This is a genomic window from Paenibacillus sp. FSL P4-0127 (assembly GCF_038007325.1).
GTDB lineage: Bacteria > Bacillota > Bacilli > Paenibacillales > Paenibacillaceae > Fontibacillus > Fontibacillus macerans.
In genome coordinates, this window is sequence record NZ_JBBOWY010000001.1 from 3,305,839 (window position 1) to 3,332,516 (window position 26,678).

Consider the following 26,678-nt stretch of genomic DNA (forward strand, 5'->3'; position numbering starts at 1 on the left):
TATAAGGGAGTCAAGCAGGGTAAAGATATTTGACCCAAAATCGTGCTTCTGCGGTGAAAATCAAGCAATAGAAAAGTGAGATAAATTGACCAAAATATTGACCAAACCTTAACGCTTTTTAGTAACTATATAGGAATCCACATATTATTATGTACCACTACAGCAGCTAGTTCGGGGCCATTGCTTGTTTTCCAATAATGTAAATGGTATTCATAATCGATATCTCTTCTCCAGGCTTTATCTCTATTTCTCATAAGTTGAGGGCTATTTCCACTTTCGTCAATTCTTAATGTATGAGTGGACGATAGATTTTGATCCAGTATAGTATCTGCACAGGCTTTTAGTAATGCCTTTATTTTTCCCTCTTCATGAGTGAACCCTAAACTTCTACAGGTTTCAAAAAAGCTATGACCATATTTCCAAGTAGGGATATCAGTATCAAGAGGATTTTCTCCAATTATTGAAAGTCTTTGAAGTAAGTAAAGATTTATTAGGTTAAAATAGTCTTCATCAGTTTCAGCAATTTTCCAACTACTAACAACATTGAAATTGGTTATTAATTGTAACCAATTAGTTTGAGAATGGACTTTTCCGTTTATAAGGATGGGATATTTAAAATTATCAGAGTCCTTCTTTATAAAATCGCAAGCATATACTTCTCCCTTTATTTCAATCTCACTTACTGAATCTCTTGTTATAAAATATCTTTCTTCGCCTTCTCGAATAAGATCGTGGATCAAATAAAATAATGCCACCTTTTTGTATTCGTCAATATACATAGTTGGACGTCTCTCTAGGTGTTCGTCAGGATAAACTATTACATCGTCGAAAAGTATATCTACTAATCCTAATGATTCTTCTATGGTTGGCTGTTGTAAAAAACCATCAATTACCTCAATAATATCTTTTGGTTGATAAAATCCTATTAATCCTTTTTTTAATAATGCTTCCCTTAAACTGTCCCAATACGGGTAGTTGTTTTGCTCCATTAATATGCGACTAGTTTGTTTACTTACCATAACTTCTGTTAAAGGAATATCTTTCAGTTGTCTCCAAAGCAGTATATTCTCTAAATAATTTTCAAATTCATATGGCTCAAGCTCTTCATGATTATTTGGATAAGCTAGTGTATATGGGTCAAGATAAATTGAGTTCATTCTTTAGCTTGCATCTCCTTTTTCCTTTTTGCAAGTGCAGCCTTTAATATTGAAGCTGAGCTTTCTTCATTTTCGTCAAAAAATCCCTTTGGCCAGTCTTCAATAACTCCAAATTTGTTTATTCTAATCGGTTTATATTGTGAACTAACTTCTTCTTTTTCGACAAAATAGAGAATGATAGAATTAGAAAAATTCTCATCGCTAGATACAACAGTTCGGTACCTTAAACGGTTAATAAGATATTCACTATGCGTTTCAACTATACATTGCTTATTTAAGAATGACATAGATACGAAAAAATCAGCCAATCTTGTTTGTACCTTAGGATGAAGATGTAATTCAGGCTGTTCAAAAATTAGAGTTGCTCCTTTATTGGCAAGTAAGGAGAGAACTAATATTGGTAAAACTTGACTAACTCCAACTCCAACATGTGTTAAATCGTGCCATTTGTCCTTCTCACTAACACCGACCTTAAGCTCATGGCCTAATTTCCCTCTATCGTGAGTCTCTACTTTATTTACAACTCCCATATATTGTAACCAATCAAGTACTGCGGTGAGTAAATAATCGTTACTAATTTTTTTATTATTTGATTCTATATCTTCTGGCTTGATGTAGTCTATTTTTGTTAGTTTATGAATTTCTAATACTGCTGCAGTATACTCACCTTTATACCCCACATCATGTGAGTCGGTTGCCCCTGAATGAGGATAAATAGCCTTTGGCTCATCTCTTAACGGACCTAGATATTTTACATTATTAGTAAAGTAATTTATGATGGATTCTGACGAATAACCAATAAGTTCATTAAGTTCAGTATTAGTTAATGCATATTCAGCTTCTCCATTCAAGTTTAAAGATTCTTTTAATTTTGTATTCATATCTAAAATTGCATTGCTGTATTGTCTTTGATCATCAACTAATAGTGTTTCAAAGCATCTTTTTAGTTTATCGAATGAGAATGGAGATTCTACAAATTTTTTGAGAGCTTTTTGATGAGTAGTAGCTCGTTTTTCTGCATAATTCGTTTTGCTTTTTTCATAAATTTCTTTAAAACATTGAATAATGAGTTTATGAAATTTACTAGATACATATTGAGTAAAATCAATTGGTCGATAAAAACTATAACTATCTGGATAAGTGCACATTTTCAACAAATTTGTTATATCTTCTTCAATTATATTGTAGACAAGAGTGATTTTATTTGGCATGAAATGTTCTAATGTAGCACCAATCGGTTTTCCGTTAGTTGGTTGATTTTTATAAAACCTTCTACTTCCAGTACTTTGTGTTTGCTTTACAACTTCATAGTTTAAGGCTTCGTCAAATGATTCTAAATATTCACTTGAAAGAGCATATTCTTCCAACACACTGTAATCATTTCTATGCTTTATTAATAGTTCTTCGTTTTGATTTCCCTCTTTGACTCTTATATCACATTGCTTTAATAGGGGGTATAGATTAGTTATTTCAATATCACCTTCACAAGTAAAAGAATAGTTGAAATTTATTACTGTATCTTTATGCCGTCTTCTGGGTCTACCTCCCCAAAAAACAATTCGTGATGCTCTGTCAGTCGGCTCATCAAGGTGTAGCTCGAATCCAATTGTTATATCTTTAGTAGCAGTGGCTGAGACTATATCTTCAAACGATCCTAGACGTACTATATGCCCATTCAGGATTATCGGTTTATTTTTAACAGGATTCTGTAGCGTTTGAGCGGTTAATAAAATACTTTGAATAATGGTGCTTTTACCAGAATTATTAGCCCCAGAAAATACTGTAAGAGGAGCTAGTTCCAAAGTAGTTTTATCAGAAACAGATTTAAAATGCTGAAGTGTCCAATTTTTTAACATACGAATAATCCTCTCATAAAAAAATTTAAATCTTAAGTTCTATAACCAATCTTTTGGAATCAATGCGTCGTTTTTACCTCTCCATCTTTCAACTACATGAACGTCTTGTTCAGTACCACTCCAAGTAATTTCATCAGCATGTTCGATAATAATTAGTTGTACAGAATGTTTTGTAATTCTCAAATTGTTTGAGAGGGCTGTGAAAATTTTTTGAACTCTAACGATATCTTCTTGCTTATAGTTAGGTGTTAAATCAGCTTCTTGTTCGCTTTGGTTTTGAATAATTTTTTCTGGGAAGTATACTTGGCTAGGCTGGTCGATTATTAGAAATTGCGGCACAGGGTTCCACTTCAAATCTACAAAATATTCATGCAAAGCCAGAAGAGTTGCAATATGATAGCCCATCCAGTTTGCTCCGCTACCAATTTCCCACAGGTAATCTTCTCTTTTTTCGGATATTTTTTTTAAGGTTAAATTTGTAATATCAAGTTCGATTGGCTGATCGGCATCCTCAACGCCCAAGAAATTTGCATATCTATTAATCGTTTTAGAAATTGTCTTTAAAGCTTGTTTTAATTTAGCTTCAATACTTTTTGGATCAATTTTACGTCTTAAGCTCAGAATTTGACCTTCTAACTCTTTTACTTTATTTTCTAAGTCACGATTCTCGTGTGTTAATTTATAGTCGTCTAGGGACTTTTCCAATCTCCCTATGAATCGAAATATTTCTTGCTCCGTCTGCCTAGATTTTCTCAATTCCTCTGATTCGATCTCTAATTCTAGTTTTTGTTTTCTTACATAATTTAGTGAACTTTCTAGTTCTTTGAGGCGGCTTCTAAGCTTAGTGATTTCTCTGTCTAACATTGCTGAGGACTTTTCAATGTTATTCGAAATTGAACTAATTTTTGATTGATGATTATAAAGTTGATGAATTTCATCATAAGCTTTACTATTTTCAGAACCACAAAATGGGCAAATTGTCTTAGGTTCTATCAAATTTATCAACCAATTAGAAGCCTGTAATCTTGCATGCTGATATTCAAGAGATTCTTGGTACAGCTTTTCAGATTCAAAAAGCCTTGTCATTTTATATAATCTTTGTCTTACTGTACCTATCTCACGAGATAAATTTAATTCTTGATTGAGTAAATTATTCAATTCTGCAATAGCAGCAGAAGTATCAATCTCACCATAAGAAAAATTCTTCAATTTTGTTAGATCTGGAATCTTTGCTAAGTGATCTATATAGGTTTGTGTTGACCAACCTAATTCTTCTGAATTTGAGTTCGTTATCAAACCGTATTCTTTAGCTTGGGTATAATAGCTTTTTACATTATAAAACCAATGTTGCGTAATTCTACGTAATTCATTTAGTTCATTACTATATTTATTATATTCTTTCTCTAGCTCTTTTAATTGCTGCCTTAAATACAGTATTTCTCTATCAATTGCTCCAACTACAAGGGGGAAGATGTTTTTTAATCTTTCTCTATTTTGATATGTATCAGCTTTATAGAAAAGAGTATATGGATTTGCAACGATATGTTGAGGCTGAAATTGAAAAGCTGAAAAGTCTCTAAAGCTAGCTCTTTTATTAGAAGAATCGCTGTCGTTATCATCAGAAAGTGTTAAATAGGGAAGAGAAGCTATTTCATTTAGCATATTTTTCAGAAATTCAACATTCCTCTCCGGTACTGGTAGAGGAATGTTCTTTATATCCGCATTTTCTTGAATGAAAATCTCACCACTTTGGATATTTACCCCGGGTTCCTTACGAGCGATTAATATCTTTTTCGAGTCAACAGCTACAACAATACCAAACCACTCTGTCTTTTCTCTTATAATTCCAACTGGAATGGCACATTTCGAACTGCCCAAACAGTAGTCAATAATAGGTATGATAGAAGACTTTCCTTTTTGACTATCACCGGTAATTACATTTATTTTTTCCAAATTGAATGTCAAGACTCTTTCCTTTTTACTTTTATCTTTAGGCCACAAAACAATGTGATTGATTTTAAAGTTCACATTTAAAACCTCACTTTTAGGAGTGTGCAGATTTCTTGAAAATCGATTGTTGCAAACCAGTAACCTAATCGTTCAGAAGCAGCGAAGATTTTTTTTATATCTTCACTTTCGTTAAATTTTGGGATTATAGTTCTTATTGGAACAAAGGAATAAGTTTCTGTATCGTACATAAGTAACTTACTTGAAATGCATGCATTAATTGATCTAAGAGTAAGTTTTGACATGTTTTCCATCCGTTCTTGTAATCCAATATAGGTGCTTTTATTATCATTCAGGACGGCAAAAAAACCTTTTTTGAAATTTCTTCTATAGGCAGAATTTACAAAAGATTCGTTAAATAGCAGAGGTAGTATAAGCATTAGAACTTGTAAGTCTATTCCTCTTTTCTCCTCATTAGTGGTGTAGTACTTTGCTGAAAATGACCAGATTACTAAAGAAGCTAATGCGACATTTTGAATTATGTCATATTCATCTAAATGATCCAATTTCATTCTCCTTGCATTAACAGAGTTTTATATTCAGGATGCCAGCCTAAAATCAACTTTTTACTGTTAGCAAGTCGATGGTAACTACCACGTGTCAAATAATATTGCTCAGTAGGCTGATTAGCTAAAGGCTCCCTGTGATTAAGCGTTTCTGAAAGGATATCAAATCCTATATCCTCGCCTAATTCTGTAATGTCACTACATGTTTTTAAAGATCTTTTGTATTTACGCTCAAATTGAGAAAAAATAATTTTCCATCTGTCAATTAAATTCTGGTCAAATCTCTCCAATTCTTCTTTGGTGATATCTCCCTCGATGCTAAATCGAGTTCTTTCATAACTGCAACGCAAGTAATCTTCTATCGAGGATATAAGGATGTCGTCATTTTTTTCTAAAGCCAATAAATAGAGTTGTCTGACGAATAGTTCATTGTACTGTGCTTCTTTATCCACCAAGGAGAGAGGTATAAGTGATTGGTCTGTTTCGTCAAAACGCTTAAGACTATATCTACTAAGTAATTTTTGATAATAATCTGTAAATTTGTCTCTTGATAACCATGCAGGCATACTATTTCGCCAACAATTCATAGCGGTGTTATGAACCCAACCTAATAAAGAATTATAAATTTCTTCAAAAGGTAAAATATCCGAGACATGTAACAAAGATTTGATTTCTTCCTTTAATTTGTTTCCATAACTATTATTGTTTGCGTCAGATAAAACAACCCTTTTTACAAATTTTTTAAGAGTTTCATTATCATATTGGCAAACTTCTTCAGCATATTTTCTAACTCCCTGAGGAACATTTTTTGCGAGAGCCTTTAATGCATTTACACAACTTTCACAATCTTTATCTGATTTTGCCTCAGCAATTGATATTACAATGCCATCCATTATTACTTTATTTGTAACTAAATGAAATTCTACATTATCTAAATCAAATTCAGGTTTGGCCGCCGCTCTTAGCCAAATACATAGAGTGTTCCATAAGTCTTTGCTATGATCACCGAAGGGGATATTATCAGAGATTGAATGTTTATCTTGTTCATAAACATTTGCCTCTCCTTCTTTAGCTATTCTGGCTACATCATCATCTGTTTCGATTCCAATCAATGCTCCAATTCTACTCTTCGCAAGCCAGTATAAAGCTCTTTCAGGTTGAAACAGATATCCAGATATGCTACCAGGAACTACATGTTTGTTAACGTGACTAGAAATAGCAAATCTCCCCTGTTCAAATAAAAATATTTAACGTTATGAGTAACACAAACATGAAAGGACTTTAAGAGACTAAATCAAATTACATAATTCGCCAAAAAGTTACCACTCCCTTCCAAACGTGTGTTCTATTTACGTGTAAATTCAAAGAAATGAAATCTATATTATATAATTGTCAAATAATTAAAATTGGAGGGGAAAGTCGAATGGAAATTGATAAAGTACAAGATTTGAAAAAAGTAGTGTCAGAATCATTAAGGGAAACAACTGATAGCTACTTGATTCAAGAGCTATTTCATCGGTTTCCTACAACTACAGAGTTAATGAATGCTTCAGAAGAAGAATTAATTTCGATAAAGGGGATTGGAAAAGGAAAAGCGGGGCAAATACTGGCTATGCTAAAACTTTCAAAAGTCTTAGCATATCCTGAACAGAAGCAGATTGTTATTCGCAGTCCTCAAAATGTATTTGCCCTCCTTGAGCCAGAACTCCGTTTCGAGCAAAAAGAACTCTTCATATGTCTCTTCCTTAACAGCAAAAATCACCTTATTTTTAAAGAAATCATCTCCATTGGCTCACTGAACGCATCTATTGTCCATCCAAGAGAAGTATTCCATGCAGCAATCAGACGTTGCAGTGCTTCGCTTATATGTGCTCATAACCATCCTAGCGGCGACCCGGAACCATCCCATGAAGATATTGCTGTAACAAAGAGGCTGAAGGCAGCGGGAGAGATCATCGGTATTGATGTTCTGGATCACGTCTTCATTGGTAACAATCAGTTCTACAGTCTAAAGGAACACGGCCATTTCTAAATAGCCTCTCGTACTTCAGCCTTCAAATTCCACCATACTTTTATCCACACTTTAACCACGCTCTGTATCAATTCCTTACTATATCCATGTAAATCAATACTATATCCTGTTGAGCCTCTTTCCTAAAAATTCTATCGTTTTGAATAGGGGTGAGGGGACAATGAGCAACATTGAATCTATTGGGGAAAATATCAGACTCGTACGAATTAAAAGGGGTCTAAGTCAGGAACAATTGGCTTTAAATGCTGGGGTAAATACATCATATATAGGACAAATCGAGAGGGGAGAAAAGAACCCGACGATTAAGACACTAGAAAAAATTGCTTCGGCATTAAGCATCGAAATAATCGACTTATTGTATCCTTCTTATCCTCCAAAACAGGGCGTGGAACCATTCTGTAAATACATTATGACTGAACTGACCCTCGAAAAGATTAAGCAATGCTTTTTGGAAGTATTAGTTGATACAAAAATAATATCGGAGCAATCCAATTTATTGAAGTTTGAAGATGGGAGGTGACAACATGTCTCAAAAGCTGATGGAGTCCACTTGCAGGGCTTCAATAGCTGGAAGTGGAGCGCTCACAGGAGCAGCACTTGGCGCTGGTTTAGGGACGATAGCTTGCCCGGGTATTGGGACGAGTATAGGTTATTTGATAGGAGTTGGGGTGGGGGGGGCTTGGAAGTATAAAGCTCACCCAAAAATGGTTTAGAAAGGGGAGATGCTCATGAATGAAAAATGGGAGCAAGTATTATCGTCAGCTAAAGAAGCAGTAAAACTTACTTTAGAAAATGGTTTTGATGTTTTTAAAACAGCCAAGGAATTAAATGATTCCTATGAGAAATCGGATTCAAAGAACAAGTAATTTTTCTAATAAATTGATAAAGGAGAGCGAAAATATTACATGTTGAAGAAACTTATTATCCTTAGTGCATCTATACTTATATCATCCAGCTTGATCGGGCAGAATTTTATATCTGCTGCTGAAGCTCCAAATAAAAGAATCATTCTTAAAGTTAACGATACCGGTATGTTTATCGATGATGCTCAATTTACGACATTTATTGATCCGGTAACTTATGCTGCGCCAATAGTTGTTAACAACAGAGTTTTGTTACCTATAAGTAACATCATTAAAGAGTTTGGTGGAACATCGGATTGGGAACCTACTCAAAAAAAGATAACCATTAATCTAAACATGAATAAAGTTATTCTTACTCTCGACAGCAGGAAGGCGTATGTCAATGGAAAACAAATTGATCTAGATGTTGCCCCAACCACAATATCCGGCAGAACAATGGTCCCATTAAGATTCGTTAGCGACCACTTAGGTTTGCAGCTTGTCTGGGATCAAAAAAATCAAATTATTGCACTTTATCAAGGTGATTTTGACAATATACTTACAGACTATAGCGGTTATTTCCTTCCGATCGCCTCAGAGGATACAAGTAGTGACTCTTCTCATGATAACAGCAACCAAAATACCACCAGCGATAAACCTATTTCAAAAGAAGGCGTAGCCATCAAGGTGGGAGATCGCGTCCAATTTAGCTTCTTTTATGGCGAAGTAACTAAGATTAACGGTGGTAGAGTTCTTGTCTATTGGGACAGTAAGGATAACCTTTGGCTCAAAGATGAAGATGCCGATTACATGGCTATGTTAGCAGGTATCAAGTACAAATCAAGCAGTTGGATTGATGCAAGTGATTTGACAGTTCAACAATAATTTAAGACTAGTCCTAGCCCCCATTTATTGCGGGGGCTAGGAACTAAATAACATCGGCTTCATGTGAACCTTTAGTGATGGATTGTCGTAAACTAATGTCTATTTCATGTATAAGGTTGGGGAGTCGATCAATCTTCCACCATGCCGGAATTGTGACAGGGTTTATGCCCATTTTTTTTATTTGTTTAACTGCTTCATTAAATTTCTTGATTTCTCCATCGTATTCTTCCCTTGCTTTCCAAATTGATCTCTTCTGATTGATCAGTTCTATTACCTCAATCATATTCTCACGATATTTTCGCTTATAGTCAGAGTTACTTATCAATTCTCTAGCTTCTTTTAAGGTAAAGTAATCCTCGTATCCAACCGTTTTCCTGTAATACGACAATAATACCTTCTCGGATAAATCTTGGTCCGAAAAATCTTCCAAAGTCTTTCCAGAAATCTGATAGTATTGTTTTAGGTTGTTCATTTTCCTCTTTTTACATTGCACTTCTAATCGAATGATATCTTTAGCATCCTGTCCTTTTGGAAATTCATCACCGAATACCTTGTTCATCTGAAACTGCTTGTTATAAAAATGAACAACTACCGATTTACTTTGTATACGGAATGCATTCTTATAAGGCTCTTTGCGTTTTGTACGCAGGTTTGCCTCAAGACACACTTCAAATTTTTTTGGCTTGTCGGCACGGCGAATTAGCTCCATATATACGGCGTCCGAATATTAATGCAGTAGTCGATACGATCAACTTTATACTTTGAAATATCATTAAATATAAATGAACTATAGTAGCTAATTAACTGCTGTTTATATGCAAGTCGAACTGGCTCAAATAGTTTACGAAATGCGGCTGAAATCAAATTGTAATCACTGTGTTTGCTGACCTCCAAATATTGATCATTGTCAATCAGTTCTAGGATTCAACCTAATTTCAAGTGCTTTGTAAATATATTTTTGATTATTGCTTTGGTATTGCCTATCTATCAAGTAGATTAAAAGTCCATTATCTTTGAAAAGCTCGAAAGTTGTCCATGATATATGGTTCCATTTTTGTGGGTAATACTTGGCCTTCAATCTTTCTGAACATTGCTGTAGAGCCTTAAATAAAGCTTCTTCAGTATAGAAATTAATCGGAATTGACAACATTACAGTATGATACCCTATTTTCACGCAAACACATCCTTTTCTGAATGTGTTTGCGCACTTTTAATTTGTTACAAATAGAGTCAACACTACAAAATTACTGACGATAGACGTAACAGACATATATAAAATCTTTGAGATAATATATATATAAATATATATATATATATATAACGGTTAAGCTTTATTTCACTTTTGGGCTAAAAACTCATCAAACCTTGCTTTGTTTATCATAAATACCCGCTTTCTTAATGGTGGTGTCCTTCGATCAGCTCGCATTAAGCGAGATTTTGGTCTTTTTTCATTGCTTTCAAAGATCCCTGCTTCAACCATGTAATGATCCAAATCTTTTTCTGCGGTTAACAACTTAATCCCATTACGAATAAAATAAGCACGAATCCACTTCCACGTATTAGAGTAAGGAAGATAGTAGTAACTATCATCTTCCCAACCGAAATTGTCAGTTTCGTCTGAAGGACTTTCTGTTAATGGAAACAGCTTTATCTCAGAAATGTACAGCTTTTGAGCTTTTAAAAATTCCTGAGCATCGAAGTCCTTCTGGACATTAGGTTCTTGTTCAGTCACCTTGTTCAAGAGGGAGTTCATTTCTCGACTATTTTTAGTACTAGATATATACTCTAATGCATCTTCATCTTCAAGCCACTCATCATTGAAAAAAAACTTCTTAGCTTTTGTTCTTATAATGCGCGATGATAACTTTATTGCAATTCTAAGATATCTATATTGATCCTACTTATACACTAAAAAATCACGATCAATAAATGTTGTGGTCAGCCAGTTTCCTTTTTCTATTGATTCGTCACTTAGATTCAATGTAATACATTTGTACTTTTCATACCTTTGGTACCAATGACAACGGTAAACCGAAGCAATATAAAAAGCGGGGCTTCAAAACCAAACAGGAAGCTCTAAAAGCAATGAATGAACTCGAACATGCTCTGTCTGCCGGAACCTATATAAAGCCCCACAAAATGACCTATCGGCAATACATGCTTGAACAGTGGCTTGAGGATAAACAAACTAGGGTAAAGCAGCAAACCATCGGAACATATCGTTGGTTGGTTGGTTGAGCTACATATTTTACCAACACTAGGGCATGTAGAACTTACCCAGCTTACTCCAATGATGATTCAGCAACTTTACAACCGCCTTACCAAGGAGAAGTCGTTGTCCGATTAAAACATTCAAAAAGTCCATACGCTAATAAATGATTCGCTTAAAAAAGCTGAACGTTGGGGACTGATCCAGAAGAATCCCGCTTCGCTGGTTGATCGGCCTAAGGCGGTAAAAAAAGAAATAAAAGTTTGGAATCTGGAGCAAGTTAAGCTGTTCCTTAAGAACGCTGATTTAAATGCTCGGTATTTTATAGCCCCGCTTCTGGGATTAACCACTGGAATGCGAGTAGGTGAGATATTAGGTTTGCGTTGGAAAGATGTAGACCTTGAACGGGGATTTATTCGTGTAACTCAAACCTTGAGCAGTGATGGAAAAGAACTTATGCCTTACACCAAAACTGCCTCAGGAATGAGAACAATCGACTTGCCCCCTGAGACGATCTCATATTTGGAAATGCATAAGAAGCGAATTGATAAGGAACGTAAGTCACCGTTGTATCATGATTTGGATTTGGTCGTTTGTACGGAATTCGGCACTCCGACAAACAAAAGCAATATCAGGAGATTTTTCAATGCTCAGATCAACAAGCTGGGACTCCCCAAAATCCGATTCCATGACACGAGACATACTCACGCTACACTACTTCTAATTCAAGGCGTAAATCCGAAGATTGTAAGTGAACGTTTGGGCCATGCAGACGTCAGAATAAGCCTCGATACTTATTCCCACCTACTTCCGAGTATGCAGAAAGAAACCGCGATTATGTTAGGAAAAATGCTATTTGAGGAAGAAAAGGAGGAGGTTATTTTGAACTAGTCAGAGGCTTGAAAATCACGATGAAATGACCAAAACAACACCTTCTTGACCAAAACTTGACCATTTGAATCAAAATGGTTTATTTGTCATGCATAAAAAAGTAGCTAGAAAGCAAAGAACCCTTACTCTGTAAGGGTCCTTTCTCAATGATCTGCAGTGGGCTCGAACCACTGACCCCCACCCTGTCAAGATGGTGCTCTCCCAGCTGAGCTAGCAGATCAGAATATTGTGAAGACAAAATTTATAATAACAGGCAGAGACGACTCTGTCAAATACTTTTTTTTGCGTATATCCGGAGCGGGATGAGACAACAATGGAATATGCCAGTTTAGGGCAAGGTTATTACCAGGAAGGGATGTTTCATATGCAGCGTAACTTCAATGCGTCCCCGGCGGGACAGGGGCGGAACAAATACGCCGGCTGGGCCGCCGTTTTGGCTGCGGCCGTTCTGCTTGCGCTGGTCAGCGCCTGCAGCCTGGCGCCGGACCGGGCGACGATGAAAAAGCAGGCGGAGGGATGGCCGTGGCCGTTTGGCGTATCCGTTTCGAACGATGTGTACTCACCAACGATCGCGGAAGATGTGTACTCCAAGGATTAGGTTTCCGGGAGTATCCGTAGGTTCAACTATACATGGAAACTATTTTTTTGTATAATAGTGCAGTTAAAATTATAGATATACGAGCAAACCTTGGGAGGGGAAGCCTGGTGTCAGCCGCTACGATTATACACGCCAAAACAGAGGAACAATTGCAGAAATGCCTGGATATCCGCAAGGAAGTTTTTGTGGAGGAGCAGAAGGTGCCGATCGATTTGGAAATAGACGAATTCGACAAAATCGGCCCGGATGTCCATCATGTGCTGATCGAGTTGAACGGCGAATACGCCGCCACAGGACGGCTGACTTATTATAAAGACAATTCGGCGAAAATGCAGCGGATTGCCGTGCGCAAGCCTTTTCGCTCGCAAGGCGTCGGAAAAATACTGCTGATCGCTCTGGAAGAGCTGGCGCGCGAGCTTGGCCTGGAGAAATCGGTGCTCGATGCGCAGTGTCAGGCCGAGGGCTTCTACGCGAAGCTGGGTTATGAGACGATTTCGGCCGAGCCGTTCGACGACGCGGGTATCCCCCATGTGCGTATGGTCAAACCGTTAAAGTCATAGTTTTCGGGTTATGGGGCAATCTATAATCATACTCTTGATAAGGAGATGTGATCGTAAGATGGCCCTGGATACCAGAGAAACGTTTATCGCAGTCCGCAAAAACGGCAACGGCGACTTGCGGGAGTTTAAAACGTCGAGCGGGCGGGTGCTCAATTACGAGCAGGCGCTTGAGGAAGTTAAAGCCGGCGCCATCGCCGGAGTCAACGTCTTTAAAGGCCGGGACGGCGAAATGTATATCCGCGGCGACGCCGACGGAGATCCGTCGAACAACCTGGACAACCTGCCGAGCTTCGAATAGGAACCCGCATCCGTCCTTGCCTTTATACGAAACAACCTCCGGCTTTACGGCCGAAGGTTGTTTTTTGCCTTCTACAGCGTATAAATTTCGTGCTGGCGCAGAAACTCCATCTCCCCGGTTTTCCCGATAAAAGACTCCATCTCGTCCCCGTAATGCATCAGCAAAATTTTGCTTTGAATCTCCGGGGGCAAGGAGAGCAGTTCCTGAAGCGTGGTATGTACTTCGCCAGGGCCGGTAAGCTGGACCTCGTGCAAAATTTTTCGGCAGTTTCTTTCCGTTACGAGCCGGGTCAACAGCTCCGGTTGGAATGTTTTATCCGCACTGTAAAAAACCTCGCCGTTAAAATAAAGCGAATAACTTGCTTTACCCGGAATATGCGGCGTTTGGATAATTTCAACGGAAATCCCCTGCGACAACCGCTCGGTCTTTCCTTCCGCGAGAAGCCGGACGTCAAAGATATCGTCAAGCGAGCCAATCACCCCATCCTGACTCATTCCGCCCTTTAACGTATTTTCCCATAACGGTTGGGCCAACTTGTCGGCAATGTAGAGTACCGGCTTCTTCCCGGAGCCGTATTTCATACGAAAGGCGAATTCTTCGAGGCCTCCGACATGGTCGCCGTGGATATGCGTGATCAGAATAGCGTCGATTTGATCCAACGGTTTGCCAAGCGCATGCAGTGCAAGCGGCGCGGTAATGCCGCAATCGATCAACAGCGTAAAGTCCTCCGCATACAAGAGGCCGTTATTGTTAAAGTACTTTTTGGCGAATGCCCCGCCTGTGCCAAGCATTTGCAGACGAAGTGTCATAAATATCCTCCTTGTGAAAGTTGCATCCTTTCCTTTAATGTACTCCAATTCCCTTCCAAACGAAAGCCCCCGGCTCCGGAGCGAAGCAAAGCTAGCGGACAAGACGGAAAAAATATCCGGCTTTTACCGGTAATACCGCAACTTGCCCGTACAGGCGGAGTATAAATTTATATCAACATGAATCAAATGGAGGTTCATACCAATGAATTTGAAATGGAGAAGAATTGCTTTCCTTGTCATAGCCTTCTCTTTAATGGGAGGGTCCATGTTATTTGCCGATGCGGCCACCCAAAAGGTGAAACTGCTGCTGAACGGCCGCGAAATGGAAGACGGCGGATATGTTATCGACGGGAAAACCTACGTCCCTTTACGGAGTCTCGATGGATTGGTGGAGTATAATGAAGAAACGAAAACGGTCAATTACTATAAACCGAACGTTCATATGTCTTTGTCTAGGGAGGACGGAGTGTTCGGGGATATCAAAAAGACGGGCAAGCTTAAATTTTTCGTATTTTCGCAAATCGATAATTTGAAGACTAACATTTCAGCGGTTCGCGTCTCGATCACGGCGCCCGACGGAACCTCGAAGGAAATCCAGACCGATGAAATCAAGGATCAGAAGGATAATTTCTGGTTCCGCACTAAAGACTACACGTACGATTTCAAAGCAACCGGGCGGTATACGGTCGGATTTTATATGAAGCCGTCCGGCGGAACGGATTTTGTGCTGGTATCGGAGAAAGGTATCAATGTCCTGGAATAGGTGCAAAATAATCTACACAGCGGGGCTGGGAAAATTGACCTGTCCATCCGAAAATGTTACGATACGGGGGATAAGGCAACACTATTTAAAACCATTAAAACCATTAAAGCGAGGTAATTTAATGAGCGACCACAATCACGAACACGGCGAAGCGTGCGGATGCGGGCATGACCATGACCACGATCATGAGCACGAAGAGTTTGTGTTGACGCTGACGGACGAACAAGGCAACGACGTAGAAATGGTGCTCGTCGAAACGTTCGACGTAGGCGAAAAAGTGTACGCACTTCTGTTGGAGCGAAACAATCCGGAAGCGGACGGCATCATTCTCCGCATGGAAGAAGAAAACGAAGAGATGGTGCTTTACAATATCGAAGACGAAGCAGAATGGAAGCAAGTGGAGGAAGCATACAACGAACTTGTCTCCCAGCTTGATGAAGTTTAATAACGCCTCGGCGCAATAATCAAAAGCTCCCCGATTTTTCGGGGAGCTTTTGATTTGCATAAGTTTAAGCTTTAGAAGATCGGGTCTGCCTCCACGATGACCTTTACATTTTCGATCTTCCGGTCTTCCGGCCCTTTCACCGGCAAACCGACCTCCACATGGTCGACGATATAGTCGATATTATCCTGGGAAATGACTTCGCCGGGGAGCAAAATCGGAATCCCTGGCGGATATACGTAAATAAACTCGGCAATGATCCGGCCCGCCGACTCCTTGAACGGAATCACTTCGGTATCGGCGTAAAAGGCGTCCCGCGGAATCAGGGAGAGCTGCGGGATTTCCGGTACTTTGACGATCAACTCGTTGGCATTGCCTTCTTTATAGTAAATGCCGGACAGTTCGCGCAGCGCCTTCAGCAATATGTCGGCGGTTTCCCGCGTATCCCCCGGCGTAATCAGACAGAGGATATTGTACATATCGCTGAGCTCAACCTCGATATTATAATGCTCACGCAGCCAATTTTCCGTTTCGTAGCCGGTGATGCCCAAATGGCGGACATGGATCGTAAGCTTGGTCGGATCATGGTCATAGGCCGCTTCGCTGCCCAAAATTTCCCGTCCAAAGCAGTACAGCCCCTCAATTTTGTTGATTTCTTCGCGGACGTACTGCGCCAGCTCCACCGATTGTTCGGCCAACTCGCGGCCGTGCAGCGCGAGATTTCTGCGGGCGGTATCGAGGGAAGCCAGCAGCAAATAGGAAGTCGACGTCGTCGTCAGCATACTGATGATCGTTTGCACGCGCTGCGGATTTACATAACCGTTTTTCGTGTTGACGTTTAGAATCGAACTCTGCGTCATGGAACCCCCAAGCTTGTGAACGCTCGTCGCCGCCATATCCGCGCCGGCCTGCATGGCCGACATCGGCAGCTGCTCGTGAAAATGGATGTGCACGCCGTGCGCTTCGTCCACAAGCACGGGAACATGAAAGCTGTGGGCAAGGTCGACGATTTCCTTCAGGTTGGCGCATACCCCGAAATACGTCGGATTAATGACCACAACCGCTTTGGCGTCGGGATGGCGCTGCAAAGCGCGGCGCACCGAGGACGTCGTAATGCCGTGATCGATGCCGAGACTAAAGTCCTGGGCCGGCGACACGAAGACCGGCTTGGCTCCGGCGAAAATAATCGCCGACATGACTGATTTGTGAATGTTTCTTGGAACGATAATTTTATCGCCCGGCGAACAAACGGATAATATCATGGTCATGATGGCCCCGCTTGTGCCTTGAACGGAAAAAAACGTATGGTCCGCGCCAAACGCGTCGGCGGCGAGCTTTTGCGCTTCCTCGATCACGCCGGTCGGCTGATGGAGATCGTCCAGCGGCGCGATGTTGATCAAATCGATCGACAAGGCATTATCGCCGATGAATTCACGGAATTCTTTATCGGTGCCGAGCCCCTTTTTGTGCCCGGGAATGTGAAATTGAACGGGATTGCCGGCCGCGTGTCTTTTGAGTGCGGTAAAAAGCGGCGTGCTTTGATGATCCATATGGGCCATCCCTGCCTTTCATCGTTAAAATATAAACAAGCTTGAGTATAACAAAAACGGTTCGGAATGCAAGCGAACATTGGCGAGGGAAAGAAAAATGCGATTGCAGCGGGTAAGAACGCTCCCCAAAAGGACAAACTAAAACGGAAAAATCATACTTGGAGAGATAGCGGAGGGGAGATTGGCCATGGAATTAACTTCAAGAATCGCGCGCAAAAAGCTGCTTAATCCTACGTTCGCTTGCCTTTGGGTCATTATGTTTTTGGTCGAATTCGTAAAGGGAGCGCTCATCGTTGCGGTACTGCCCGTTTATATGGGGGACGTGCTGAAGCTGAGCGCCTTTGCAATCGGTTTGTCTTTTTCGCTCCAATATATCGGAGATAATTTGTTCCGCAGCCCGGCAGGCTGGCTGATCGAGAGGATCGGCTTTCGCCTGACGATGACGCTGGGGCTTTGTATTACGCTCGGAGCGGTGGCGATGATCGCCTTTTTGAAGACGATGGGATTTCTCGTGCTTGGCTGCGCCCTGCTGGGAATCGGTACGGCGCCGCTGTGGCCGTGCGTCCTAATGGGAATTACGGCGGTGGCGGAAGAAAACAAAAATTTCGCCACGGCGATGGGGGTCATGCAAATTTCCAGCCTCGGCGGAACCGGATTGGGACCGGTGCTGATCAATTTTCTCGTAGACGGCTCTTACCGTCCCGTGTTTTGGCTCCTATTGGCCTGCGTTGGGCTGGTGGTGATCGTATCGCTGTTTCTTCCCGGCAAAACCGGCGGCAGGCCCGGGGCCAAGCGGGGGGGAGCCGATCCCGAAACCTTGGGCAAGGCGCTGCGGCAGGGGGGAATATGGCGCCATATCCGCGCCACGCTCCGCGAGATCAGAGAAAATTTGCATGTCAGTCCGCTGCTTTATCCGGCGCTGTTTCTGCGGTCTTTTGCCGTGGGGCTGCTGACGCCCGTCATTACGCTTTATGTCCGGTCCGAGCTCGGTTTGCCGCCGGAAACGTTCAGCTTCATGCTGGTGATCGGCGGAGGCATCACGGTGGCGGGACTTATCCCGATCGGGAAGCTGGTGGACCGCTTCGGGACACGCTGGTTTTTGCACGTCGGGTTCGCGCTAGCGGCCGTAGCGATCGGCATTTTCGCGGTAACGAGCTCCGTATCCCTGGTATGGCTGCTCGTCATGTTGATCGGGGTGAGCTACGCCTTCATTCTTCCAACCTGGGATACAATGCTCTCGCATTTGCTGCCGGAAGGGGAGAAGGGCACGGTGTGGGGGCTGTTTCTGACGATACAGGGCACGGGAATGGTGGTAGGGCCTATCGTATCGGGCAAAATGTGGGATGTTTTGGGGCCTTCCGCTCCGTTTCTGGCCAGTTCGGCGGTGATGGCCTTGCTGTTTTTTCTGCATCTCGGAATTGCGGGAAAGACCAAAAGCCTTCGGGGATAATCCCGAAGGCTGGCCGCGCCACGGCTCTCGCCGTAACACTTTAAAATGCGCTTTTGTAGAGGGGGAGCAGGGTCTGGAACGTCTCCTCGATCGTTTGCACCAGCTTGCTCCCATCCCCAAGCAGAGGGTTGTCCTGTTCCAGGCGCAGTCCGCACATGATCTCGGCTTTTTTCACCTTTTTCAGCTGTTCGGCCCATTGCTTCAGCAGCTTGCTGTCCGCCTCCTGATGCGGCGTGCCGCCGGGATCCATATGATCGAGCGACCAATAGAAGCCGCCCGGGATTGTTTTTTTCACCTTTGCCGCATGCTTGTCCAAATAATTGGCGAATACCAGCTTGTTCGGACTTTCGTAGATGACGGCAAAAATGATGAACAAGTGAGTGGGGAACAGGCCTACTTGAAAATGAGGCAGCGCTTTATAGCCCCGTTTGCTCGCGGCCCAGGCCACCCATGTATCGTTTGGCGGATTGACCGTGCGCCGGGCGTGTTTGGCGACATGCGGGTACATCTCTTCTCCGCAAAGCGCGGACAAGTATGGCGCCAGCTCGGTCCCGAGCGTCTCCAGCTTCGGTCTGATCCGGCTAATAATCGCTTCCATCCGGCCCTCGAGTCCCGGAACGGTCAACGCTTCAAAATCCTCCTGCACAAAACCGGGAAATGTCATGTGCTTGATACCTCCAGCCTCATCAATCGGAAATTCATTAAGGTGTTATTTGCCTCCCATCAGTATAACATACCGCCCCCAAGGATGCGTCAACCGTGGCCCGAAACGGGTAAAAATAATCAATAAACCAAGTTCCATAACATAAGATGGAGTATAAGATAAGGTAAGCCGCAGCGAGTCTGTTCGAAACGCAAAACACTAAGTCATGCTTCCGTAGCGAGTTTTTGTTCGAAGTGCAGCTAAGATGTACCGCTCACAAAAACTTAGCTAATGCTTTCGAAGTAGTTTTTGTACGAAGCGCAACCACAGATGCAACGCCTACAAAAACTTTTAGGAGGGAGTGCCGTGAATAAAAGCTATGAGGTTGAGTATTGTAATCTGGAACTCCGATTTGACCGCCGGCACATTCAACAATTGATCCGCGATTTGATCCAAGACGGGTATTCTTTATATTGGAGCGAAAACGAATCCGTATTCATCATTTCCGTCCGCACCGGACGCAAGCTGACGAAGCTGAAGTTTCAACGTCTCGCCAAAGGATACAAGCTGGCCGGCGATTACGTAATCCGCGACGCCAAGCTGGCCGAATGGCTGGAGAAACTGATCGGGGAGCTGCGCGGTCACGCGGTGGTCAAACGGTTCAAGGACAGGCAAATTGTGATCGAAAATATTTTGTTTGGCGAAGTCATCCGTCTGGTCGAAATATCCGGGATGGAGCACAAGGTCATTTTTCAGAAAGGCCCGACGCTAAACACGGAGCAGCTTGCCGAAATGTTCGCTTCCGACAAAGCGGAACGGCAGCTTGCAGACTTGGAGCGGGAGCTGGACGACGAGCTCGGCAGGCTGTTTGAAGCGCTGCAAAGCGGCGACGAAGCCGCCTCGGAAGCCTGCAAGGAAAAACTCCGCAAGCTTCGCCTGGAACTGATCCGCCTGGAATGGTAACGATCCGCTTGGCGCAAAATAGAATATATTTTTCCGGTTCCCCCAAGCGATTGTCGGGGGATGTTTTTTGATGGCAGAGCAGGGTTCACTTCTGTACACAAAACTGTTAAAATGATATTATTGAACAAAAATATAGTGAGCAAAGGATGGAGACCATGTCAAAACAACAAATCGGCGTTATCGGCCTTGCCGTTATGGGCAAAAACTTGGCCCTGAATATTGAGAGCCGGGGCTTCAGCGTCTCGGTGTTCAACCGTTCCCCGGAAAAAACGCATGACCTTCTGGCAAACGAAGGCAAAGGCAAAAACCTTGTCGGCACGTTTTCCGTCGAGGAGTTCGTCAACTCGCTGGAAACTCCGCGCAAAATTTTGATTATGGTACAAGCCGGCCCGGCTACGGACGCGACGATTGAACAACTGCTTCCTTACCTGGATCAAGGCGATATCATCATCGACGGGGGCAACGCCCACTTCCCGGACACGCAGCGCCGCAGCAAAGAGCTTGAGGCTAAAGGCTTCCGCTTTATCGGCACCGGGGTATCCGGCGGCGAAGAAGGCGCGCTGAAAGGCCCTGCCATCATGCCGGGCGGGCAAGAAGACGCCTACAAGCTGGTTGAACCGATTTTAACGGCCATTTCCGCCAAAGTGAATGGTGATCCTTGCTGTACATATATCGGTCCGGACGGCGCGGGGCACTATGTCAAAATGGTGCACAACGGCATTGAGTACGGCGACATGCAGTTGATCGGCGAAGCTTATCATTTGCTGAAGGATGTACTCGGCGTTGGCGCCAAGGAATTGCACGAAATTTTCAGCGAATGGAACAAAGGGGAGCTCGACAGCTACCTGATCGAAATTACCGCCGACATCTTCTCCCAATATGACGAAGAAACCGGCAAACCGATGGTGGACGTCATTCTCGACGCCGCCGGGCAAAAAGGAACCGGCAAATGGACAAGCCAAAGCGCGCTGGATCTCGGCGTGCCGCTGTCGATGATTACGGAATCCGTATTCTCCCGCTTCCTGTCGGCGATGAAGGAAGAGCGCGTGGCGGCCAGCAAAATTTTGAACGGCCCGGCCAAAAAACCGTTTGCCGGCGACAAACAAGAATTCATCGAAAACGTCCGCAAAGCGCTGTTCGCCAGCAAAATCGTCTCTTACGCTCAAGGTTTTGCCCAAATGCGCGCCGCTTCCGACGAATACGGCTGGAATTTGAAATACGGCAACATCGCGATGATTTTCCGCGGCGGCTGCATTATCCGTTCCCAGTTCCTGCACAACATCAAAGAAGCTTACGACCGCGATCCCGCGCTCAAAAACCTGCTGCTTGACCCGTACTTCAAAAACGTGGTCGAAAGCTATCAGGACGCATGGCGCAAAGTCGTTGCCGCTGCCGTGGAGAACGGAATTCCGGTTCCGGGCTTCGCCAGCGCCTTGTCCTACTACGACAGCTACCGCACGGAGCGTCTGCCGGCGAACCTGCTGCAGGCGCAGCGCGATTACTTTGGCGCGCATACGTTCAAACGGGTCGACAAGGAAGGCGTCTTCCACCATCAATGGTTCTAAGAAGGACGTAAAGTGGATAGAACGATACGCCCAGCCGCCGGAGAGACGTCTGTCTCTTCGGCGGCTTTTTTGCACCCGGAGGAAATGCTGCGGAGCAAGTTCGTATTGAAAATATGCCGGCCTGTGTTATGATATGGGAAAGTTGCAAGTAGGTGAAAAAACATGCGCACTGCCAAAAATAATATCGTGCTGATCGGCATGATGGGCACGGGCAAATCGACCGTCGGGGCATTGCTGGCGGCCGAAGCCGGCCTCCGTCTTGTCGATCTCGATCAGATGATCGTTATGGAAACCGGGCGGTCGATCCCGGAAATTTTTGCCGAGAAAGGCGAAGCATTCTTTAGAGACACCGAATCGCGGCTTCTCTGTCGAGTGCTTGCGAACGACGGCATCGTCCTGGCGACCGGCGGCGGCGTCGTGCTGCGGCAGGGCAATTGCCGCGCGATGCTGGAGAACGGGCTGGTCATCGCTTTGACAGCCTCGGCGGACGACATCATCGCCCGCGTCGGCGAGGACGAAAACCGCCCCTTGCTGGCCGGCGGCGCCAAAGAACGGGTAACCGCGCTGCTGGAGGAACGGAAAAACGCCTATGATTTCGCGCATCACACCGTGGATACGACGGGGAAAAACGCAGAGCAGGTGGCGCTTGAGATTTTAACGCGTTGCCGCGGTTAACGATCAACAACGAAAAGAGGAATGAAACATGGACGTAATCGTAAGGCCTACGCCTGAGCTGACTGGAGAAATAGGAGCCCTGTCTTCCAAAAACTATACGACCCGGTATTTGCTCGTCGCCGCTTTGGCGGAGGGCACAAGCACCGTATATTATCCCGCACACAGCGAAGACAGCGATGCGATGCGCCGCTGCATCGCCGATTTGGGCTCGGTGCTTGACGAGGACGAGGAAAAAATCGTCATCACCGGCTTTGGCCGCCGCCCGAAGGACGTCAAAGAGCTGAACGTCGGCAACGCCGGAGCGGTGCTCCGCTTCCTGATGGCGATCGCCTCGCTGTGTCCGGATGTGACGTTCGTCAATACGTACCCCGATTCGCTGGGCAAACGCCCGCACGACGACCTGATCAAAGCGCTTGGCCAGCTTGGGGTAGAGGTCGAACACAACGAGGGCCGGCTGCCGATCCGCATCCGCGGCGGAGCGCCCAAAGGCGGGAAAATCCGCGTGTCCGGCGCGGTCAGCTCGCAATATTTGAGCGCGCTGCTGTTTTTGACCCCGCTGCTGGACGAGGACAGCGAAATCGAAGTGCTGGACGATCTCAAATCGAAGGTGGTCGTCGGGCAAACGCTGGAGGTGCTGGAGCAAGCGGGCATCGTCATACATGCGAGCGGCGATTATATGCATTTCCGCGTGCCGGGACGGCAAAGCTACCAGGCGAAAACCTACACGGTGCAAGGCGATTACCCCGGGTCGGCGGCGATTTTGGCGGCGGCCGCGATCACGAAATCGGACGTGAAGGTGCACCGGCTGGCCGAGCGCAGCAAGCAGGGGGAAAGAGCCATCGTCGACGTGCTGCAGATGATGGACGTGCCGCTCACCCATAGCGACGGAACCGTGCACGTGCGCGGCAACGGCCGGCTGCGCCCGGTCGAATTCGACGGCGACGCCGCCACCGACGCGGTGCTGGCCATGGTCGCGGCCGCGGTATTCGCCGACGGCACCTCGCGTTTTTACAATGTGGAAAATCTGCGTTACAAAGAATGCGACCGTATTACGGATTTTTTGCAGGAGCTGAAAAAAGCCGGGGCCAACGTAGAGGAACGCCGGGCGGAAATCATCGTGCACGGCCGTCCTGCCGGGCTTGAAGGCGGCGTAGAGATCAACGCGCATTACGATCACCGGGTGATTATGGCGCTCACGGTCGTAGGTCTGCGCTGCCGGCAGCCGCTTGTCATTAAGGATGCGCATCATGTGGCCAAATCGTATCCGCAGTTTTTCGACCATATTGGCTCGCTTGGCGCATCCGTGGAACGGGTAGAATAAACTTATAGAGTCAGCTTTTGATCACGAAGCAGGTCAAGAAGCGGAATCGACGTCGAATCTTGAATTCAGCCGGGCCTTCCGGTGCTCACGTACCCAAAACGTACGCTCCGCTCCTCAGTCCCTAGCTTCATCCAACCTTCTCGGTGCTGAAAACCTGACTTTTTGATCACGAACAAATTTGAAAGGGAGGAAGCTAAAAATGCCATTTGAAAATCCAAGCCGTGAAGAGATCAAGCAAATATTGCTGAACGCCGGCAACATCGCCGTTGTCGGCCTGTCGGATAAGCCCGACCGGACCTCCTACATGGTCGCGCAGGCCCTGCAAAGCAACGGCTACCGCATCATCCCGGTAAATCCAACCGTAAGCGGAGAAATCCTCGGCGAAAAGGTGTACGCTTCCCTGGCGGACATTCCCGAACCGGTCGGTATCGTCAACGTCTTCCGCCGCAGCGAACTGACGCCTCCGGTTGCGGAGGAAGCGGTGAAGATCGGGGCGCGCGTGCTGTGGCTGCAGCTCGGAATTTTCAATGAGGAAGCGTACGAAATCGCCGCAAAAGGCGGACTTACGGTCATTATGGACCGCTGCATCAAGGTGGAGGACAGCATTTTGATCGGAAAGCGAAGCTGAACAGTTTTTTTGCCGGAGGCCCGTCTGCAAAGAGGGGCCCTTTTGGACTGTGGCTTTTTCCTTTGACAAATTTATCGGGCTGGGCTTACCATAATGGAATAGAGAGAGGGTATCCTAAAAAGGAACCGCGGTTTCGAAAACCGGAACTTCAAAGCAGGACATAGGGGGTCACTACATGATACAGGGGATCGGAGCAGCAGCGGGAGTCGCTATCGGCAAAGCTTTTGTGCTGCCCGCCTGGGAATGGGATGTGCCGGATCGGCGGATGGATAAGGTGGATCTCGCCATGGAATTCGAGCGTTTGTACGAAGGCATACGGACGTCCAAAACCGAAATCGAGGGTCTGAAGAACGAAATTAAGGAAACGGTCGGCGCGGAGGAATCGGGGATTTTCGATGCCCATCTGGCCATTCTGGAAGACCCTGTTTTTATGAGCGAAATCCGGGGGATTATCGAAAGGCAATACAAGGCGGCGGAGGTGGCCGTCAAGGAAGCGATCGATCATTTCGTCACGATGTTTGATCTGCTGGACGATGAGTATATGAAAGAAAGAGCGCTCGACATCAAGGACGTCGGCAACCGGCTGCTTAAGCATCTGCTCGGAACGCCGGACATTACGCTGCCCGCGGATACGCAGCCGTATATTCTGGTGGCCAAGGAGCTGTCCCCGTCCCAGCTGGTGCACCTCAACCCGGACAATGTGCTGGGGATGGTGACGATGGCCGGCGGCAAAACGTCCCATTCCGCCATTATGGCCCGGGCTCTGGGCATCCCGCTTGTATCCGGACTTGAGCATAAACTGGCAGAACCGGTGCAGACGGGCGATCTGCTGGTCATTGACGGCGACGAGGGGCAGGTATATCTTAATCCCGGTCCGGACATCGTCAAGCGCTACACCGAGATCGCCGAGAAGCAGCGCCGCCGGAAGGAACAGCTGCAGCTGCTGGCGGCGGTGGAAGCGGTAACGAAGGACGGTGTCCGCCTGCGTCTGGCGGGGAATATCAGCTCGGTCAAAGATTTGGAGCTGGCGGTGAAATGCGGGGCCGAAGGCGTAGGTTTGTTCCGTACGGAGTTTTTGTACATGGACCGGGCCTCGTTCCCGGGGGAAGACGAGCAATTTGAAGTATACCGGCAGGTGGCGGAGAAAGCCGGCGCGCATTCCGTGGTAATCCGGACGCTGGATATCGGCGGCGACAAACAGCTCGAATATTTCGAACTGCCGGAAGAAGACAATCCGGTGCTCGGCTATCGGGCGATCCGCATCAGCCTTGACAGCAAGGAGCTGTTCAAAACCCAACTGACCGCGATTTTGCGCGCCAGCGCTTACGGCAACGTGAAAATCCTGTACCCGATGATCTCCTCCCTGGAAGAAATTCGGGCCGCCAACCGGATTTTGGAGGAGGCCAAACAGGATTTGCGCACCCGCGGCCTTAGATTTGATCCCGGCGTTCAGGTCGGTATCATGATCGAGGTTCCGGCGGCGGCGGCCATCGCCGATCTGCTGGCCCAGGAAGCGGACTTTTTCAGCATCGGCACCAATGATCTGGTCCAATACGTCCTGGCCGTGGACCGGATGAACGAGAAAATCGCGCACATGTATCACCCGTATCACCCTGCCGTTCTCCGCATGCTGAAGCAAACCGTTCAAGCCGCGAAGGAGGCGGGGATTCCGGTAAGCGTCTGCGGCGAAATGGCCGGGGACGAGAAGGCGGTCCCGCTGTGGCTCCATCTGGGGGTCAGCGATTTGAGCATGTCGCCGCAGTCGCTGCTCCGGGTAAAACACCGCATTTTGAATAGTTATGCAGGGGAAAGCCGGGAGGCTGGCGCCGCCTGCTACCGCTTGCCGACCAGCGACCAGATCGAAGCGGAACTCGTCCGTTTCGGTTGCCGGCTGGAGCAGGAACGGCTTGGCAAATAAGCTTTTAAGCGCAAAAAGGCCAGTAAAGCGCCCCGCGCTTTACTGGCCTTTTATTAATTAAAGTATAAACTCGGTATGGTCATTGGATATATCCAATCGAATTGGAGACT

Annotated in this window: 30 protein-coding genes, 1 tRNA gene and 1 pseudogene; 20 read left to right on the forward strand and 12 right to left on the reverse strand. The window is 45.1% G+C overall.

The window, feature by feature from the left end:
- Positions 1–125: 125 nt before the first annotated feature.
- Genes NYE74_RS14800 through NYE74_RS14820 form a run of 5 tightly spaced genes read right to left on the reverse strand, consistent with a single transcriptional unit; the run spans position 126 to position 6,638 of the window.
- Entirely contained in the window at positions 126–1,157 is a 1,032-nt protein-coding gene (locus NYE74_RS14800) for a hypothetical protein (protein WP_036621480.1), read from the reverse strand.
- Complete coding sequence (locus NYE74_RS14805) at positions 1,154–3,013, reverse strand: AAA family ATPase (protein ID WP_036621481.1); 1,860 nt, start codon at positions 3,011–3,013, stop codon at positions 1,154–1,156. The genes NYE74_RS14800 and NYE74_RS14805 overlap by 4 nt, the downstream gene beginning before the upstream one ends.
- A gap of 39 nt (positions 3,014–3,052) precedes the next feature.
- On the reverse strand, positions 3,053–5,041 hold the full coding sequence (locus NYE74_RS14810) for a DUF3732 domain-containing protein (RefSeq protein WP_036621483.1): 1,989 nt from the start codon (positions 5,039–5,041) through the stop codon (positions 3,053–3,055).
- 2 nt (positions 5,042–5,043) lie between these two features.
- Positions 5,044–5,526: a three component ABC system middle component gene (locus NYE74_RS14815; protein WP_036621485.1), complete on the reverse strand. Its 483-nt coding sequence runs from the start codon at positions 5,524–5,526 to the stop codon at positions 5,044–5,046.
- Positions 5,527–5,528: 2 nt separating this feature from the next.
- Complete coding sequence (locus tag NYE74_RS14820) at positions 5,529–6,638, reverse strand: ABC-three component system protein (protein ID WP_036621488.1); 1,110 nt, start codon at positions 6,636–6,638, stop codon at positions 5,529–5,531.
- A gap of 311 nt (positions 6,639–6,949) precedes the next feature.
- On the opposite strand from NYE74_RS14820, the gene radC reads away from it, so the two are divergent.
- From radC to NYE74_RS14840, 4 genes are all read left to right on the forward strand, one after another.
- Positions 6,950–7,558: a RadC family protein gene (gene radC / locus NYE74_RS14825; RefSeq protein ID WP_036621491.1), complete on the forward strand. Its 609-nt coding sequence runs from the start codon at positions 6,950–6,952 to the stop codon at positions 7,556–7,558.
- Positions 7,559–7,718: 160 nt separating this feature from the next.
- Entirely contained in the window at positions 7,719–8,078 is a 360-nt protein-coding gene (locus NYE74_RS14830) for a helix-turn-helix domain-containing protein (RefSeq protein ID WP_051985372.1), read from the forward strand.
- Positions 8,079–8,286: 208 nt separating this feature from the next.
- A complete protein-coding gene (locus tag NYE74_RS14835) occupies positions 8,287–8,424 on the forward strand; it encodes a hypothetical protein (protein WP_164815252.1) in 138 nt (45 codons plus the stop codon).
- 39 nt (positions 8,425–8,463) lie between these two features.
- Entirely contained in the window at positions 8,464–9,285 is an 822-nt protein-coding gene (locus NYE74_RS14840) for a copper amine oxidase N-terminal domain-containing protein (protein WP_051985373.1), read from the forward strand.
- Positions 9,286–9,328: 43 nt separating this feature from the next.
- Here the strand turns inward: NYE74_RS14840 and NYE74_RS14845 are convergent, their stop codons facing one another.
- The 3 genes from NYE74_RS14845 to NYE74_RS14855 all read right to left on the reverse strand — a co-directional run bounded on the left by NYE74_RS14845 (position 9,329) and on the right by NYE74_RS14855 (position 11,026).
- Positions 9,329–9,994 carry a hypothetical protein gene (locus tag NYE74_RS14845; RefSeq protein ID WP_036621493.1) on the reverse strand — a complete coding sequence of 222 codons (666 nt, stop codon included), beginning with the start codon at positions 9,992–9,994 and terminating at the stop codon, positions 9,329–9,331.
- Positions 9,995–10,192: 198 nt separating this feature from the next.
- Positions 10,193–10,459, reverse strand: coding sequence for a hypothetical protein (locus tag NYE74_RS14850; RefSeq protein ID WP_036621494.1), 267 nt, complete (start codon positions 10,457–10,459; stop codon positions 10,193–10,195).
- Positions 10,460–10,621: 162 nt separating this feature from the next.
- Positions 10,622–11,026 (reverse strand): hypothetical protein, encoded by a 405-nt coding sequence (locus tag NYE74_RS14855; RefSeq protein WP_127463441.1) that lies wholly within the window; start codon positions 11,024–11,026, stop codon positions 10,622–10,624.
- 248 nt (positions 11,027–11,274) lie between these two features.
- On the opposite strand from NYE74_RS14855, the pseudogene NYE74_RS14860 reads away from it, so the two are divergent.
- The 4 genes and pseudogenes from NYE74_RS14860 to NYE74_RS14875 all read left to right on the forward strand — a co-directional run.
- A pseudogene (locus NYE74_RS14860) lies at positions 11,275–11,355 on the forward strand (Arm DNA-binding domain-containing protein); the annotation flags it as partial.
- Between the two features lie 15 nt (positions 11,356–11,370).
- A complete protein-coding gene (locus NYE74_RS14865) occupies positions 11,371–11,523 on the forward strand; it encodes a hypothetical protein (protein ID WP_240534118.1) in 153 nt (50 codons plus the stop codon).
- On the forward strand, positions 11,516–11,632 hold the full coding sequence (locus NYE74_RS14870) for a hypothetical protein (RefSeq protein WP_341004878.1): 117 nt from the start codon (positions 11,516–11,518) through the stop codon (positions 11,630–11,632). Before NYE74_RS14865 ends, NYE74_RS14870 begins: the two co-directional genes overlap by 8 nt.
- A gap of 186 nt (positions 11,633–11,818) precedes the next feature.
- The gene (locus NYE74_RS14875) at positions 11,819–12,385 is read left to right on the forward strand and encodes a site-specific integrase (RefSeq protein WP_445323422.1); all 567 of its coding nucleotides are present in this window, start codon (positions 11,819–11,821) and stop codon (positions 12,383–12,385) included.
- A 147-nt stretch (positions 12,386–12,532) separates the two neighbouring features.
- Here NYE74_RS14875 and NYE74_RS14880 read toward each other — a convergent pair.
- Positions 12,533–12,605, reverse strand: a tRNA-Val gene (locus tag NYE74_RS14880).
- A gap of 93 nt (positions 12,606–12,698) precedes the next feature.
- On the opposite strand from NYE74_RS14880, the gene NYE74_RS14885 reads away from it, so the two are divergent.
- The 3 genes from NYE74_RS14885 (at position 12,699) to NYE74_RS14895 (ending at position 13,841) form a co-directional block, all read left to right on the forward strand.
- The gene (locus NYE74_RS14885) at positions 12,699–12,983 is read left to right on the forward strand and encodes a hypothetical protein (protein WP_036621497.1); all 285 of its coding nucleotides are present in this window, start codon (positions 12,699–12,701) and stop codon (positions 12,981–12,983) included.
- A gap of 107 nt (positions 12,984–13,090) precedes the next feature.
- Positions 13,091–13,543, forward strand: coding sequence for a GNAT family N-acetyltransferase (locus NYE74_RS14890; RefSeq protein WP_227872906.1), 453 nt, complete (start codon positions 13,091–13,093; stop codon positions 13,541–13,543).
- A 58-nt stretch (positions 13,544–13,601) separates the two neighbouring features.
- Positions 13,602–13,841, forward strand: a complete 240-nt coding sequence (locus NYE74_RS14895) for a DUF3892 domain-containing protein (RefSeq protein ID WP_036621499.1) — start codon at positions 13,602–13,604, stop codon at positions 13,839–13,841.
- Between the two features lie 71 nt (positions 13,842–13,912).
- Here the strand turns inward: NYE74_RS14895 and NYE74_RS14900 are convergent, their stop codons facing one another.
- Positions 13,913–14,650: an MBL fold metallo-hydrolase gene (locus NYE74_RS14900; protein WP_213510300.1), complete on the reverse strand. Its 738-nt coding sequence runs from the start codon at positions 14,648–14,650 to the stop codon at positions 13,913–13,915.
- Positions 14,651–14,858: 208 nt separating this feature from the next.
- On the opposite strand from NYE74_RS14900, the gene NYE74_RS14905 reads away from it, so the two are divergent.
- Both NYE74_RS14905 and NYE74_RS14910 read left to right on the forward strand, forming a co-directional pair.
- Positions 14,859–15,413 (forward strand): copper amine oxidase, encoded by a 555-nt coding sequence (locus NYE74_RS14905; protein ID WP_036627903.1) that lies wholly within the window; start codon positions 14,859–14,861, stop codon positions 15,411–15,413.
- A gap of 121 nt (positions 15,414–15,534) precedes the next feature.
- Positions 15,535–15,858 (forward strand): DUF1292 domain-containing protein, encoded by a 324-nt coding sequence (locus NYE74_RS14910; protein WP_036621502.1) that lies wholly within the window; start codon positions 15,535–15,537, stop codon positions 15,856–15,858.
- A 71-nt stretch (positions 15,859–15,929) separates the two neighbouring features.
- On the opposite strand, the gene NYE74_RS14915 is transcribed toward NYE74_RS14910, so the two are convergent.
- On the reverse strand, positions 15,930–17,405 hold the full coding sequence (locus tag NYE74_RS14915; RefSeq protein WP_036621504.1) for an aminotransferase class I/II-fold pyridoxal phosphate-dependent enzyme: 1,476 nt from the start codon (positions 17,403–17,405) through the stop codon (positions 15,930–15,932).
- Between the two features lie 187 nt (positions 17,406–17,592).
- On the opposite strand from NYE74_RS14915, the gene NYE74_RS14920 reads away from it, so the two are divergent.
- The gene (locus tag NYE74_RS14920; protein WP_036621507.1) at positions 17,593–18,855 is read left to right on the forward strand and encodes an MFS transporter; all 1,263 of its coding nucleotides are present in this window, start codon (positions 17,593–17,595) and stop codon (positions 18,853–18,855) included.
- A gap of 40 nt (positions 18,856–18,895) precedes the next feature.
- On the opposite strand, the gene NYE74_RS14925 is transcribed toward NYE74_RS14920, so the two are convergent.
- Complete coding sequence (locus NYE74_RS14925) at positions 18,896–19,519, reverse strand: DUF1054 domain-containing protein (protein WP_036621510.1); 624 nt, start codon at positions 19,517–19,519, stop codon at positions 18,896–18,898.
- A 345-nt stretch (positions 19,520–19,864) separates the two neighbouring features.
- On the opposite strand from NYE74_RS14925, the gene NYE74_RS14930 reads away from it, so the two are divergent.
- From NYE74_RS14930 to ptsP, 6 genes are all read left to right on the forward strand, one after another.
- Complete coding sequence (locus NYE74_RS14930; protein ID WP_036621512.1) at positions 19,865–20,461, forward strand: hypothetical protein; 597 nt, start codon at positions 19,865–19,867, stop codon at positions 20,459–20,461.
- A gap of 155 nt (positions 20,462–20,616) precedes the next feature.
- Positions 20,617–22,026, forward strand: coding sequence for an NADP-dependent phosphogluconate dehydrogenase (gene gndA, locus NYE74_RS14935; protein WP_036621515.1), 1,410 nt, complete (start codon positions 20,617–20,619; stop codon positions 22,024–22,026).
- 162 nt (positions 22,027–22,188) lie between these two features.
- On the forward strand, positions 22,189–22,701 hold the full coding sequence (locus tag NYE74_RS14940; protein ID WP_124332985.1) for a shikimate kinase: 513 nt from the start codon (positions 22,189–22,191) through the stop codon (positions 22,699–22,701).
- Between the two features lie 28 nt (positions 22,702–22,729).
- Positions 22,730–24,022 carry a 3-phosphoshikimate 1-carboxyvinyltransferase gene (gene aroA, locus NYE74_RS14945; RefSeq protein WP_341004879.1) on the forward strand — a complete coding sequence of 431 codons (1,293 nt, stop codon included), beginning with the start codon at positions 22,730–22,732 and terminating at the stop codon, positions 24,020–24,022.
- 199 nt (positions 24,023–24,221) lie between these two features.
- Complete coding sequence (locus NYE74_RS14950; RefSeq protein WP_270618708.1) at positions 24,222–24,650, forward strand: CoA-binding protein; 429 nt, start codon at positions 24,222–24,224, stop codon at positions 24,648–24,650.
- Positions 24,651–24,825: 175 nt separating this feature from the next.
- Positions 24,826–26,568 (forward strand): phosphoenolpyruvate--protein phosphotransferase, encoded by a 1,743-nt coding sequence (ptsP, locus tag NYE74_RS14955; protein WP_341004880.1) that lies wholly within the window; start codon positions 24,826–24,828, stop codon positions 26,566–26,568.
- Positions 26,569–26,678: the final 110 nt, after the last annotated feature.

Coding starts and splice junctions, on each gene's coding strand:
- NYE74_RS14865 (WP_240534118.1), top strand. CDS start 11,371: ATGAATGAACTCGAACATGCTCTGTCTGCCGGAACCTATATAAAGCCC.
- NYE74_RS14915 (WP_036621504.1), bottom strand. CDS start 17,405: ATGGATCATCAAAGCACGCCGCTTTTTACCGCACTCAAAAGACACGCG.
- NYE74_RS14920 (WP_036621507.1), top strand. CDS start 17,593: ATGGAATTAACTTCAAGAATCGCGCGCAAAAAGCTGCTTAATCCTACG.
- aroA (WP_341004879.1), top strand. CDS start 22,730: ATGGACGTAATCGTAAGGCCTACGCCTGAGCTGACTGGAGAAATAGGA.
- NYE74_RS14925 (WP_036621510.1), bottom strand. CDS start 19,519: ATGACATTTCCCGGTTTTGTGCAGGAGGATTTTGAAGCGTTGACCGTT.
- NYE74_RS14900 (WP_213510300.1), bottom strand. CDS start 14,650: ATGACACTTCGTCTGCAAATGCTTGGCACAGGCGGGGCATTCGCCAAA.
- NYE74_RS14885 (WP_036621497.1), top strand. CDS start 12,699: ATGGAATATGCCAGTTTAGGGCAAGGTTATTACCAGGAAGGGATGTTT.
- NYE74_RS14940 (WP_124332985.1), top strand. CDS start 22,189: ATGCGCACTGCCAAAAATAATATCGTGCTGATCGGCATGATGGGCACG.
- NYE74_RS14910 (WP_036621502.1), top strand. CDS start 15,535: ATGAGCGACCACAATCACGAACACGGCGAAGCGTGCGGATGCGGGCAT.
- radC (WP_036621491.1), top strand. CDS start 6,950: ATGGAAATTGATAAAGTACAAGATTTGAAAAAAGTAGTGTCAGAATCA.
- NYE74_RS14950 (WP_270618708.1), top strand. CDS start 24,222: ATGCCATTTGAAAATCCAAGCCGTGAAGAGATCAAGCAAATATTGCTG.
- NYE74_RS14895 (WP_036621499.1), top strand. CDS start 13,602: ATGGCCCTGGATACCAGAGAAACGTTTATCGCAGTCCGCAAAAACGGC.
- NYE74_RS14845 (WP_036621493.1), bottom strand. CDS start 9,994: ATGGAGCTAATTCGCCGTGCCGACAAGCCAAAAAAATTTGAAGTGTGT.
- ptsP (WP_341004880.1), top strand. CDS start 24,826: ATGATACAGGGGATCGGAGCAGCAGCGGGAGTCGCTATCGGCAAAGCT.
- NYE74_RS14840 (WP_051985373.1), top strand. CDS start 8,464: ATGTTGAAGAAACTTATTATCCTTAGTGCATCTATACTTATATCATCC.
- NYE74_RS14805 (WP_036621481.1), bottom strand. CDS start 3,013: ATGTTAAAAAATTGGACACTTCAGCATTTTAAATCTGTTTCTGATAAA.
- gndA (WP_036621515.1), top strand. CDS start 20,617: ATGTCAAAACAACAAATCGGCGTTATCGGCCTTGCCGTTATGGGCAAA.
- NYE74_RS14830 (WP_051985372.1), top strand. CDS start 7,719: ATGAGCAACATTGAATCTATTGGGGAAAATATCAGACTCGTACGAATT.
- NYE74_RS14800 (WP_036621480.1), bottom strand. CDS start 1,157: ATGAACTCAATTTATCTTGACCCATATACACTAGCTTATCCAAATAAT.
- NYE74_RS14835 (WP_164815252.1), top strand. CDS start 8,287: ATGAATGAAAAATGGGAGCAAGTATTATCGTCAGCTAAAGAAGCAGTA.